At 71.6% G+C, this 12,881-nt stretch carries 11 protein-coding genes; all 11 read left to right on the forward strand.

From position 1 onward, the window contains the following. A partial coding sequence (locus AC1DWC_RS25635) for an SAV_6107 family HEPN domain-containing protein (protein ID WP_477912583.1) occupies positions 1-334 on the forward strand: 334 nt, incomplete at its 5' end. A gap of 168 nt (positions 335-502) precedes the next feature. Further along, on the forward strand, positions 503-940 hold the full coding sequence (locus AC1DWC_RS25640) for a DUF3040 domain-containing protein (RefSeq protein WP_477912585.1): 438 nt from the start codon (positions 503-505) through the stop codon (positions 938-940). Positions 941-1,372: 432 nt separating this feature from the next. Further along, the gene (mraZ, locus tag AC1DWC_RS25645; protein ID WP_072846306.1) at positions 1,373-1,804 is read left to right on the forward strand and encodes a division/cell wall cluster transcriptional repressor MraZ; all 432 of its coding nucleotides are present in this window, start codon (positions 1,373-1,375) and stop codon (positions 1,802-1,804) included. A 166-nt stretch (positions 1,805-1,970) separates the two neighbouring features. Further along, positions 1,971-2,987 (forward strand): 16S rRNA (cytosine(1402)-N(4))-methyltransferase RsmH, encoded by a 1,017-nt coding sequence (rsmH, locus tag AC1DWC_RS25650; protein WP_477912587.1) that lies wholly within the window; start codon positions 1,971-1,973, stop codon positions 2,985-2,987. After that, positions 2,984-3,718: a cell division protein FtsL gene (ftsL, locus tag AC1DWC_RS25655; RefSeq protein WP_477912589.1), complete on the forward strand. Its 735-nt coding sequence runs from the start codon at positions 2,984-2,986 to the stop codon at positions 3,716-3,718. Before rsmH ends, ftsL begins: the two co-directional genes overlap by 4 nt. Then, on the forward strand, positions 3,715-5,643 hold the full coding sequence (locus AC1DWC_RS25660; RefSeq protein WP_477912591.1) for a peptidoglycan D,D-transpeptidase FtsI family protein: 1,929 nt from the start codon (positions 3,715-3,717) through the stop codon (positions 5,641-5,643). The genes ftsL and AC1DWC_RS25660 overlap by 4 nt, the downstream gene beginning before the upstream one ends. A 118-nt stretch (positions 5,644-5,761) precedes the next feature. Further along, positions 5,762-7,408, forward strand: coding sequence for a UDP-N-acetylmuramoyl-L-alanyl-D-glutamate--2,6-diaminopimelate ligase (locus AC1DWC_RS25665; RefSeq protein ID WP_477912593.1), 1,647 nt, complete (start codon positions 5,762-5,764; stop codon positions 7,406-7,408). Beyond that, on the forward strand, positions 7,405-8,934 hold the full coding sequence (locus tag AC1DWC_RS25670; protein WP_477912595.1) for a UDP-N-acetylmuramoyl-tripeptide--D-alanyl-D-alanine ligase: 1,530 nt from the start codon (positions 7,405-7,407) through the stop codon (positions 8,932-8,934). The genes AC1DWC_RS25665 and AC1DWC_RS25670 overlap by 4 nt, the downstream gene beginning before the upstream one ends. After that, entirely contained in the window at positions 8,931-10,019 is a 1,089-nt protein-coding gene (mraY, locus tag AC1DWC_RS25675) for a phospho-N-acetylmuramoyl-pentapeptide-transferase (RefSeq protein ID WP_072846268.1), read from the forward strand. The genes AC1DWC_RS25670 and mraY overlap by 4 nt, the downstream gene beginning before the upstream one ends. A 24-nt stretch (positions 10,020-10,043) precedes the next feature. Continuing rightward, the gene (murD, locus tag AC1DWC_RS25680; RefSeq protein WP_477912599.1) at positions 10,044-11,489 is read left to right on the forward strand and encodes a UDP-N-acetylmuramoyl-L-alanine--D-glutamate ligase; all 1,446 of its coding nucleotides are present in this window, start codon (positions 10,044-10,046) and stop codon (positions 11,487-11,489) included. Continuing rightward, on the forward strand, positions 11,486-12,881 hold a 1,396-nt coding region (ftsW, locus tag AC1DWC_RS25685), incomplete at its 3' end, for a putative lipid II flippase FtsW (protein WP_477912597.1). The genes murD and ftsW, both read left to right, overlap by 4 nt.

The raw sequence follows: 12,881 nt of genomic DNA on the forward strand, positions 1-12,881 counted from the left end.
GTTCCGCACGGCGTACCTGGCCGCGTTGCGGGGCGCGGCGGCGGCGCTCGGCGGTCGGCGGGACGACGCGGTCCGGCGCCGGCCGGGCTCGCGTAGCGCCTGGGTGCTGCTGGCCCGGGCGGAGCCGGAGTTGGCGGACTGGGCGGAGTACCTCGCCGGCCATTCGGCCACCCGCGCGGCGATCGAGGCGGGGGTCTCGCGCACCGTCACCTGGGGCGAGGCGGACCGGTTTCACCGGGAGGTGTCGCAGTTCCTGACGGTCGTCGAGGAGTACCTCCGCGACGGACTCGGGCGTCGTCCGGCCGCGGGTTCGATCGTGGGGAGGTCTGCCTGACAGGCGATCCGCGGGGGATTCGAAAATTGATTCGCGACTCGTAGTGGGATGTAGGTGGTACGCCACTGCGAGTACTCGTAGTATGGACTCCAGGTAGCCGCGAACGACGGCAACCGGCCAGTCGTCCCAACGAATTGGCCGCCACCATTTAGTGCCGGGGGAGGTACCGTGCCACTCTCCGAGCACGAGCAGCGGATGCTCGATCAGATCGAGAGCGCTCTCTACGCCGAAGACCCAAAGTTTGCCTCCTCTGTAAGGGGAGGCCGAATGCGTGCCGCCTCGAGCAAGCGTCGCCTGCAGGCGGGGGCATTGCTGTTCCTGGGTCTGGTTCTTCTGGTCGCCGGGGTAGCACTACCCGTCAAGCCGGGTGGTTTCCCCATCATCAGCCTGCTCGGTTTCGCAGTGATGTTTGGAGCCGGGGTCCTGTTCCTCATGCGAGGGTCGAAGCAGGGTCTCTCGGCAGTGCATGACGAGGGTGCCGGGTCCGCGCAGCGGCCCAGTGCCGGTAAGCATCCCAGTGCCGGCAAGCACAACGACGGCCGAAAGGGCGGCGGGTTCTCGTCCCGCATGGAGGATCGGTTCAAGCGGAGGTTCGAACAGGAGTGACCGTGCCGGCCGGGTGAGTCCCGGGCGCACGCCGACAAGACCGCACGTCGAAAAGACCAAGGGCGCGACACCGAACAGGTGTCGCGCCTTTTTCGTGTCGGCTCCCACATTCCCCACCGTCCCCCCGCGGGTCTGTCGGGGGCTGATCGGAGTCCGGAGGCGGGGTCCTGACCTGGTCGTTTCGTGCGGTCCCGGAAGGGGTCGGAATCGAACTCCCGGGCAGTGGCGCACGTCGCAGAAATTCTCCCCACTTCGCGCCACCTCTGTGACCAGCACACTTCTCGCAAATTGGGCAGAATCGGTCGTGTGTTGTCCTTGAACGTGGGGCAAAGTGGGGTAACGTGGTGCGCAGCGGTTGGGAAGGTGAACCGCAGGGCATAGGGCGTTCGAAATCGGGTACGAGATCGGCAACGCAATGTGGAGGTGGCGGGGATGTTTCTCGGTACCCACACGCCGAAGCTCGACGACAAGGGGCGGCTGACGTTGCCCGCGAAGTACCGGGATGCACTGGCGGGGGGGTTGATGGTCACCAAGGGTCTCGACCACAGCCTCGCGGTGTATCCCCGCGACGAGTTCGTCGCGATGGCCCGACGGGCCGCGGCGGTGTCGCGGACCGATCCGGACGCCAGGGCCTTCGTGCGTGGCCTCGCGGCCGGCGCCGACGAACAGCATCCCGATGCTCAGGGGCGGATCACCCTCTCCGCGGACCACCGGCGTTATGCCGGGTTGTCCAAGGAGTGCGTGGTGATCGGACAGATCGATTTCCTCGAGATCTGGGATGCCCAGGTGTGGCAGACGTATTCCGACGAGAACGAAGAGAACTACTCCCAGGCCAGATCCGAACCTCTGAGCGAGATCCTGTAGTTCACGACAACGGCGAGTGCCGCGAGGCCTCTGCCCGACACCGACCCTGACGCACTTCCCCAGCGCCAGGTTCGGTCAATCGGACAGGGACCCCGAGTCATTCGCCCCAGATCACCTTCGTGATTGTCAGCGCCCGCAGACACGACCAGAAGACCCGGAGGCAGCAATGGTGGACGACGAGGCCGGCGAATCCGCCCCCACTGGCGAGTTCGGTCACGTCCCGGTCATGCTCGGTCGAGCGGACGAACTCCTGTCCCCGGCATTGACCCGCGAGTCGGCCGACGCATCCGGTGCCGTGATGATCGACGCCACCCTCGGTCTCGGCGGTCACTCCGAGCACTTCCTGCGCACCTACCCGGGGCTGCACCTGATCGGACTCGACCGCGACCCCTCGGCTCTGGCCAAGGCAGGCGCGCGCCTCGAGCCGTACCGGGACCGGATCACGTTGGTGCACACCAGGTACGACGGCATCGTCGATGCGCTCGAGCAGGCCGGCCTGCCGCCGACCGGGTCGGTGCACGGCATCCTGTTCGACCTCGGCGTCTCGTCGATGCAGTTGGACGAGGCCGAGCGTGGGTTCGCCTACTCGGTGGATGCGCCGCTCGACATGCGGATGGATCCCACTCGCGGGTTGACCGCCGCCGACATCCTCAACACCTACAGCCACGGTGAACTGGCCCGGGTGCTCAGCACCTACGGCGAGGAGCGCTTCGCCGGCCGGATCGCTTCGGAAGTGTTGCGTCGCAGGCAGGTCGAGCCGTTCACCACGAGTGCCCAGCTGGTCGAGGTGCTGTACGCCTCGATTCCCGCGGCCACCCGGCGCACCGGCGGGCACCCGGCCAAGCGCACCTTCCAGGCGCTGCGGGTCGAGGTCAACGGCGAGCTGGACTCGCTGCGCGCCGCGATCCCCGCCGCGCTGGACTCGCTCGCGGTGGGTGGTCGGGTGGTGTTCATGTCGTACCAGTCGCTCGAAGACCGGCTGGTCAAGCAGGAACTGACCCCGCGCACCAAATCCCGTAGCCCGGAAGGCCTTCCGATGGAGCTGCCGGGCATGGGTCCGGAGTTCGAGTTCCTGACCCGAGGTGCCGAACGGGCGAGCGAGGAAGAGATGGCGGACAACCCGCGGTCGGCCCCGGTCCGACTGCGCAGTGTCGAGCGGATTTCCAGGAGGGTGACGCCATGACAGTTCCCGTCCGATCGGGTGCCGCACGGCCTCGTGGTGCCGCCGCCGTCCGACCGAAGGTCCGCGGGCGTGCCCCGGCGACCGTCCCCACCGGCTCCGGTGCCCCCGCGCGGTCGAGTGCGGCGCAGCGAGCCTACGAGCGTCGGACCCAGCGGGCGACGGGCACCACGGCCGCGCCGGCCCGACGCGGCTCCGCGCTGACCGCCCGTATCCCGTTCGTCGCCACCGTGATCGGGCTGCTGTCTGTGGGCCTGGCGATCACGCTGCTGCTGACCACGCGCTCGGCGGAGGACTCCTACAAGCTCAGCGCCGCCCGTCAGCACAACCAGGAACTGTCCGAGCAGCGTTCGTCGCTGCAACGCGACAACGAGGCCGCCGCGTCCGCCCCGGAGCTTGCCCGCAAGGCGACCGAACTCGGCATGATCCCGGTCAAGAACGTGGCGCGCCTGGTCGTGGCGCCGGACGGCACCGTCGCGGTGGTCGGCGACCCGGCTCCCGCGCAGGGCACACCGGCGCCGCCGCTGAACAAGCCGGCCCCGGCCCCGACGCCCACCCGCAACCTGACGCCGACCACCCGCGCGGCCGCCCCGACCACCGCGTCCCGCCCCGGCTCGCCGCTCGCGGCAAATCAGCCGCAACTGCAGGCCGAGGGTGAACACTTGATCCCCATGACCTCTGCAACGCCCGGTGCGGCCGCTGGACAGGCAGGTAGCGCGGGCGGTCAGAGGTGACCCGAGGTCCCTCCGCCGCTCCACCACCCCGGGCTCGGCCCGGTTCTCAATCCGGCAGGGCCCGGCCCGGTTCCCAGTCCGGCAGGGCCCGGCCCGTCCGGCCTCGCCGGCCGCGGCCGACCGACGCCGCGTCGTTCCGGTTCCGTTTCCGTGCCGGCCGCACGGTCATGTTCGTCGCGCTCGGCATCGCCGTGGTCCAGCTCCTGTGGGTCCAGGTCGTACAGGCGCCGAAGCTGTCCGCCGAGGCCGCCAACCAGCGCGCCATCACCGTGATCGACCCCGCCACCCGCGGCTCGATCTCCGACCGCAACGGCAACCCGATCGCGTTCACCATGGAGGCGAAGGCGCTGACCTTCCAGCCGGTCCGGGTCCGCAAGGAGATCGAGGAGGCGGCCGTCAAGGCCGGCAAGGATCCGAAGGTAGCCGACCGGCTCAAGGAGATCGCCAAGGGCATTCACAAGGCGCTCGGGGACACCGCCGCGGAGAAGGACCTGCTCGCCAAGCTCAAGAGCGACGAGACCTTCGTCTACCTGGCCCGCAGCGTGGACCCGAACATCGCCGCGAAGATCGTCGACGAGTTCCCCGAGGTCGGGCTCGAACGCCAGGACATCCGCGAGTACCCGGGCGGCTCGCTGGCGGCGAACATCGTCGGCGCCACCGGCTGGGACGGCCACGGCCTGCTCGGACTCGAGGACTCGCTGGACTCCACCCTCGCCGGCACCGACGGGTCGCAGACCTACGACCGCGGCTCCGACGGCGCCGTGATCCCCGGCAGCTGGCGCGACAAGCAGCCGGCGGTCAACGGGTCCAGCGTCGAGCTGACCCTGGACTCGGACCTGCAGTACTACGTGCAGCAGCAGACCCAGCTGGCCAAGGACGCGTCCGGCGCGAAGAACGCGTCGGTGGTGGTGCTGGACTCGCACACCGGCGACGTGCTGGCGATGGCCAACGACAACACCTTCAACCCGTCCATCGGCGTCGCCAACAACGGCAAGGCCGAGATGGGCAACCTGCCGGTCAGCACGCCGTTCGAGCCGGGTTCGGTGAACAAGATCGTCACCGCGGCGGCCGCCGTCGAGTACGGGCTCACCACGCCCGACGAGGTGCTGCAGGTGCCCGGGGGGATCCAGATGTCCGGGGTGACGGTCCGCGACGCCTGGGAGCACGGCGTCGCGCCCTACACCAGCACCGGCGTGTTCGGGAAGTCCTCGAACGTCGGCACCCTGATGCTCGCGCAGCGGGTCGGCGAGGACCGGTTCGCGGACATGCTCGAGAAGTTCGGCCTCGGCCAGCGCACCGACGTCGGCCTGCCCGGCGAGAGCGCGGGCGACGTCCCCAGCCGCGACCAGTGGTCGGGCGGCACCTTCGCGAACCTGCCGATCGGCCAGGGCCTGTCGATGACCCTGCTGCAGATGACCGGCATGTACCAGGCCATCGCCAACGACGGCGTCCGGATCCCGCCGCGGATCGTGCGCGCCACCGTCGACGCCGACGGCAACCGCACCCGGGCCGAGCATCCCGAGGGCATCGAGGTGGTCAGCCCGAAGACGGCGGCCACCGTGCGGGACATGTTCCGGTCCGTCACCCAGCGCGACCCGATGGGCTACCAGCAGGGCACCGGCGCGGCGGCCGGCATCGAGGGCTACCAGGTCAGCGGCAAGACCGGCACCGCGCAGCAGGTGGACCCCGCCTGCAAGTGCTACTCGAACTCGAACTACTGGATCACCTTCGCCGGCATCGCGCCCGCCGACAACCCCCGGTTCGTGATCGGGATCATGCTCGACGCCCCCGTGCGCAGCGCCGACGGCTCCGGCGGGCAGTCCGCGGCACCGCTGTTCCACAACATCGCCTCGTGGATGCTCCAGCGCGACAAGGTGCCGCTGTCCGCCGATCCCGGCCCGAGACTGGTGCTGCAGGCGGACTGACCCGCCCCTCGTCACCACGCCGAGTCCACCGAAGCCGCCCGTCGCCGGTAACGTGACACGCTGGCTTGCGACCAATTCCGTCGCCACCTGACCGAACCTCGAGAGGAGTCACCTGCCCGTGCATGGGACTAATGCTTCGCGGTCCGCGGATGCGGCGGGGGGACTGCGGCCGACGCACCCGCCCGCCACCGGGGTTGCGGCGCTGGCCGCGCTGATCGGTGCCCGGCTGGACTGGATCGGCACCGCCGCACCGACCCCCGACTCCGGCGCGGCCCCGGCCGCGGACGTGGCGGTGACCGGCGTGGAACTGCGGGCCCAGAACGTCGCGGCCGGCGACCTGTTCGCCGCGCTGCCCGGCGCCCGAGCGCACGGTGCGGAGTTCGCCGCCGACGCGCTGGCCCGCGGCGCCGTCGCGGTGCTCACCGACGAGGCCGGCCTGGCCACCCTCGCCGCGTCCGCCGCCGGGCCGGTGCCCGTGCTGGTGCACCCGAACCCGCGGTCGGTGCTGGGCGCCGCGTCCGCCGAGATCTACGGCAACCCGTCGCGCCGGCTCCGGGTGGTGGGCATCACCGGCACCTCCGGCAAGACCACCACCGCCTACCTGGTCGAGGCCGGTCTGACCGCCGCGGGCCACCGTGCGGGCCTGGTCGGGACCATCGAGACCCGGATCGAGGGTCGCCGGGTGCCCAGCGCACTGACCACCCCCGAGGCGCCGCAACTGCACGCGCTGTTCGCGGTGATGCTCGAACGCGGCATCGACACCGTCGTCATGGAGGTCTCGAGCCACGCGTTGGCGCTCGGCCGGGTGGACGGCACCCACTTCGAGATCGGGGCGTTCACCAACCTGTCCCAGGACCACCTCGACTTCCACCGCGACCTCGACGACTACTTCGCCGCCAAGGCCCGGCTGTTCGCGCCGGACGAGGCGGTGCACGCGGACCGTGCGGTGGTGTGCGTCGACGACGACTGGGGTCGCGCGATGGCACAGGTCGCGGGGTCCGCCACCACCGTCTCGACCGCCGGTGAGGGCGCCGACGCAGACTGGACGGTCTCCGACGTCGACGCCACCGGGGACGGCAGTCAGCAGTTCCTGGCCACCGGGCCCGACGGGACGGCGCGCCGGGTCTCGCTGCGGCTGCCGGGCGGCTACAACGTCGCCAATGCGCTGCTGGCACTGGCCACCCTGGACGCCTGCGGGGTAGACCTGGACAGGGCGATTGCCGGCATCGGCTCGGTGGACGTCCCCGGCCGGGTGCAGCGCGTCGACCGCGGGCAGGACTTCCTCGCCGTCGTCGACTACGCGCACAAGCCGGGCGCACTCGAGGCCGTCATCGCCACCCTCCGGGGCCAGAGCAACGGCCGGATCGCGGTCGTGGTCGGTGCGGGCGGCGACCGGGACCAGGGCAAGCGGCCGATCATGGGCGAGGTCGCGGCCCGCGGCGCAGACCTGCTGGTGATCACCGACGACAACCCGCGCAGCGAGGACCCGGCGACCATCCGGGCCGCCGTGTGGGAGGGCGCGCTCGGGGTGCCGGCGGCCGAGCGCGGCGAGGTACGCGAGTTCGCCGACCGCGCGGAAGCCATCGCGGACGCGGTGGCATGGGCCGGGACCGGGGACGTCGTCCTCGTCGCCGGCAAGGGACACGAGATCGGGCAGGAGATCAACGGGGTGAAGCACCCATTCGACGACCGCGAGGTCCTCGGTGCGGCCATCGAGCGCAGGCGCGGCGACGCGGACACGACACACGGGGGTGGTGACCGGTGATTCCGATGAGCCTGGGCCGTCTCGCCGAGATCGTCGGCGGCACCCTGCACGACGTGCCGGACCCCGACGTCCTCGTCACCGGCGGCGTCGAGTTCGACTCGCGCAAGATCACGTCCGGCGGACTGTTCCTGGCACTGCCCGGCGCCCGCGTGGACGGCCACGAGCACGCCGCGGCCGCCTTCGCGGCGGGCGCGGTCGCGGTACTCGCGGCCCGGCCGGTCGGGGTGCCGGCGATCGTCGTCTCGCCGCTGTCGCCGACGCAGACCAACGCGATGGCGCTCGAACACGACACGGACGGTTCCGGCGCGGCGGTGCTCGCGGCGCTGGCGAAGCTGGCCCGGGTGAGCACCGACGAGCTGACCACTGCCGGTCTCACCGTCGTCGGGGTCACCGGCTCGTCCGGCAAGACCTCCACCAAGGACCTGCTGGCCGCCGTGCTCACCCCGCTGGGGTCGGTGATCGCCCCGCCCGGGTCCTTCAACAACGAGATCGGCCACCCCTGGACCGCGCTGCGTGCGGACGCCGGCACCGACTACCTGGTGCTCGAGCTGTCGGCCCGGGGCGTCGGACACGTCGCTGCGCTCGCCGAGACGGCGCCGCCGCGGATCGGTGTGGTCCTCAACGTCGGCACCGCACACCTCGGCGAGTTCGGCTCGCGTGAGGCGATCGCGGAGGCGAAGGGTGAACTGGCGCAGGCGCTTCCGCCGGCCGACCAGGGCGGTGTCGCGGTCCTCAACGCCGACGACCTGCTGGTCGCGGCGATGGCGGAGCGGACCCGCGCGCGGGTGGTGCTGGTCGGTCAGTCCGAGCGGGCGCACGTGCGGGCCGTCGACGTCCGGCTCGACGACGAGGCCCGGGCCTCCTTCGACCTGATCTGCCCGCAGGGCACCGTCGCGATCACCCTCGGCGTGCACGGCGAGCACCAGGTCGGCAACGCGCTCGCCGCGGCCGCGGTGGCGCTCGAGTGCGGCGCGAGCCTCGACCAGGTGGCGACGGCGCTGGCCGCGGCCCGACCGGTCTCCGCGAAGCGGATGCAGGTGCAGCAGCGCGGCGACGGCGTGACCGTCGTCGACGACTCGTACAACGCGAACCCGGACTCGATGCGGGCGGCGCTCAAGGCGCTGGTCACCATGGCGCGCGCCGGTTCCGGCGGGAAGCGTCGTACCTGGGCGGTGCTGGGGGAGATGGCGGAACTCGGGCCGGAGTCGGTCATCGAGCACGACGCCATCGGCCGCCTCGCGGTCCGCCTCGACGTCACCCGGCTGATCGTCGTCGGCACCGGCCGGCCGTCGCGGGCGATGAACCAGGGCGCGGTGATGGAGGGCTCCTGGGGCGAGGAGTCGATGGTGGTGCCCGACGCGGACGCCGCGCTCGCGGTGCTGCGGGCCGAGGTGGCCGAGGGCGACATCGTGCTGGTGAAGGCCTCCCAGGCGGTGGGGCTGTGGGCGGTCGCCGACGCGCTGCTCGCCGACGCGGGGTCCCCCGACGAGACCGGTAACACGACGACCACCAGGGAGAACCAGTGAGACAGATCCTCTTTGCGGGAGGCATCGCGCTTGCTGTGGCGATCCTGCTGACCCCGATCCTGATCAAGATGTTCTCGCGGCAGGGCTTCGGCCAGGAGATCCGCGTCGAGGGCCCGGCCAGCCACCAGGCCAAGCGCGGCACCCCGACCATGGGCGGCGTCGCGATCATCGTGGCGCTGTGGGCCGGCTACTGGGGCTCGCACCTGATCGGCATCGGCTACGACGCCCAAGGCCCGACCGCCTCCGGCCTGCTGGTGCTGGGCCTGGCCACCGCGCTCGGTGCGGTCGGCTTCCTCGACGACTTCATCAAGATCCGCAAGCAGCGCAACCTCGGCCTCAACAAGACCGCCAAGCTGGTCGGGCAGTTCGTCGCCGCCGTCGTCTTCGGCATCCTGGCCCTGCGGTTCCCCGGTGCGGGCGGGCTCACCCCGGGCAGCACCCACCTGTCCTACGTCCGTGACATCGCCACCGTGTCGATGGGCTCGATCGTCTTCATCCTGTTCTGCTACCTGCTGATCAGCGCGTGGTCCAACGCGGTGAACCTCACCGACGGGCTCGACGGCCTGGCCGCCGGCTCGATGAGCATGGTGCTCGGCGCCTACGTGGTGATCACCTTCTGGCAGTACCGCAACGCCTGCGTCGGCGGCCCCAACGAGCCGACGATCGGCTGCTACGACGTGCGCGACCCGCTGGACCTGGCGCTGATCTGTGCCGCCGCGGCCGGCGCCTGCATCGGCTTCCTGTGGTGGAACGCCGCACCCGCGAAGATCTTCATGGGCGACACCGGTTCGCTGGCCCTCGGTGGCCTGCTCGCCGGCCTGTCCATCACCACCCGCACCGAACTGCTGATGGTCGTCGTCGGCGCGCTCTTCGTCGCCGAGGCCACCTCGGTCGTGATCCAGGTGGCGGTGTTCCGGTCCAGCAGACGCCGGGTGTTCCGAATGGCCCCGTTCCACCACCACTTCGAACTCGCCGGGTGGGCGGAAACCACGGTCATCATCAGATTCTGGCTGCTCGCCGGGATCGCGTCGGCGGTCGGCCTCGCGCTGTTCTACAGCGAGTACCTCTCCGTCATCGGGAACTAGGCCGTGACCGTGCACCCCGAGAACCTGCCGACCGAACTGGGCGGCCTGCGCGGTCGCGGCGTGCTCGTCACGGGCGCCCGCGTCTCCGGTCTCGCGCTGGTGGCGCCGCTGCGTGACCTCGGCGCCGTGGTCACCCTCACCGACGGCAACCAGGCCTCCCTCGACGCCGCGGCTGCCGAACTCGCGGTCGACACCCTGACGCCCGCGGCGGCCGCCGCGGGGATCGACCGGTTCGCACTGGTCGTCACCAGTCCCGGCTGGCGGCCGGACTCGCCGGTGCTCGCCGCGGCGGCCGCTGCCGGGGTGCCGATCTGGGGTGACGTCGAGTTCGCCTGGCGGCTCGACCGCGCCGAGGCGTACGGCCCGGCGCGGCAGTGGCTGGTGGTGACCGGAACCAACGGCAAGACCACCACCACCTCGATGCTCGAGTCGATCCTGCGGGCCGGCGGGGTCCCCGCGGTGGCGTGCGGCAACATCGGCCTGCCGATCACCGACGCCCTGCGTGCGGACCCGCGCAACGACGCACTCGCCGTGGAGCTGTCCTCGTTCCAGCTGCACTGGGCGCCGTCGGTGCGCCCGGCGGCGGGCGTGGTGCTCAACATCGCCGAGGACCACCTGGACTGGCACGGCGGCATGGCCGGCTACGTCGACGCGAAGGCGGGCGCGCTCACCGGCGACGTCGCCGTCCTCGGTCTCGACGACCCGGTCGCGGCCGGCCTGGTCACCCGTTCGACCGCGGGACGCACGGTCGGCTTCCGGCTCGGCGCCCCGGCGGCGGGGGAGCTCGGCGTCGAGGACGGGCGCCTGGTCGACCGCGCCTTCGCCGACGCGGAGACCCTCGCGCAGACGTCGGAGATCACCCCGCCCGGGCCCGCCGGGCTGATGGACGCCCTCGCCGCGGCCGCGTTGGCCCGCTCGATCGGCGTCCCGGCGTCGGCGGTGGGCGACGGACTGCGCAGCTACCGGGTGGGCCCGCACCGGGCCGAGCGGGTCGCCGAGGTGGACGGCGTCACCTACGTCGACGACTCCAAGGCGACCAACCCGCACGCGGCCCGGTCCTCGCTGCTCGCGCACCCTCGGGTGGTGTGGGTGGCGGGAGGTCTGCTCAAGGGAGCCAGCGTCGACGAACTGGTCGCCGAGGTTGCCGACCGGCTCGCGGGCGCGGTGCTGCTCGGCCAGGACGCGGACCAGATCGCCGATGCGCTGCGCCGACACGCGCCCGAGGTCCGCGTGGTCCTGGTGCCGACGGGAGACGATGGCACGGTGAGCTCCGATCCGAGCCGGGAACCGGACCCCGACGCAGTGATGGCCGAGGCCGTCACGGTGGCTGCCGCCCTGGCGACGCCGGGGGACACGGTGCTGCTGGCGCCCGCCGCCGCCTCCCTCGACATGTTCACCGACTACGGGCACCGCGGTCGCGCCTTCGCGGAGGCCGTGCACCGCCTCGCCGGGTCGGGCCCGCAGCGATGAGCGCGCCCGCGGGTCCGCGTGCCCGGTCCGGGTCCGGGTCGAAGAAGGTGCCCGCGGGTCCGCGCACCCGGGTCGGTGCCTGGCTGGCCCGACCCATGGCCTCCTTCCACCTGATCGTCACCATCGCCACCCTGCTCACCGTGCTCGGCCTGGTGATGGTGCTCTCGGCGTCGAGCGTCGAGGCGTACGCGGACACCGGCTCGGCCTACGGCATGTTCACCACGCAGCTGATCTTCGCGGTGCTCGGCGTGGTGCTGTTCTACGTGGCGCTGTGCACGCCGGTGCGGCTGATGCGCAAGCTCGCCCTGCCCGCCTTCGTGGTGTCGGTCGTGATGCTGGCGCTGGTCCTCGTCCCCGGCATCGGCAAGGAGTCCGGTGGCGCCCGGCGCTGGTTCGAACTCGGTGGGTTGTCCTTCCAGCCGTCGGAGCTTGCCAAGGTCACGCTGGTGGTGTGGGGAGCGTCCGTGCTGGCCACCCGTCGTCCGGGTGCGCCGCTCAAGGAACTGCTGATTCCGCTGGTCCCGGGCGCCCTCCTGGCGTCGGTCCTGGTCATCCTCCAGCCGAACTACTCGACGACGGTCACGTTCGTGATCGTGGTCGGCGCCCTCCTGTGGTTCGCCGGGTTGCCGCTCCGGATCTTCGGGGTCGCGGTGGCGGGCGTCGGGGTCGCCGGGGTGGTCCTGGCGTTGTCCGCCGACTACAGGGCCGCCCGCATCTTCGGTTTCCTCAACCCCGGCGACGACCCGCAGGGCGCCAACTACCAGAGCCGTCAGGCGAAGTTCTCGCTCGCCGACGGCGGCCTGTTCGGTCGTGGTCTCGGTCAGTCCCGCGCCAAGTGGAGCTACCTGCCGAACGCGCACAACGACTTCATCTTCGCGATCATCGGCGAGGAACTCGGCTTCATCGGTTGTGTCGCGGTGCTCGGGCTCTTCGCCCTGTTCGTGTTCACGGGCCTGCGGATCGCGATGCGTTCGGTCGACCCGTTCCTGCGGTTGCTGACCGCGGCGGCGACCACCTGGATCCTGGCCCAGGCGATGATCAACATCGGTTACGTGATCGGCCTGCTCCCGGTCACCGGGCAGCAGCTGCCACTGGTCTCGGCGGGCGGCACCTCGACGGCGATCACGCTGCTGATGTTCGGCATCCTCGCCAATGCCGCGAGGCACGAGCCGGAGGCGGTGGCCGCGCTGCACTCCGGGCCCGACGGCCGCTTCGCCCGGCTGTTGCGGCTGCCCAAGCCCGAGCACTACTCGGCCGCGCGTGCGGAGGCGGCGCGCAAGGCCGCGCAGGCCAAGGCCAAGGCCAAGGCGGCGCAGGCCAAGGCCGTGCAGGCGCAGCAGAAGGCCGCGCAGGCCAAGGCGGTCGCCAAGCGACGCGCGCTGGCCGCCGGGC

The organism is Rhodococcus sp. P4_C10 (assembly GCF_056402135.1).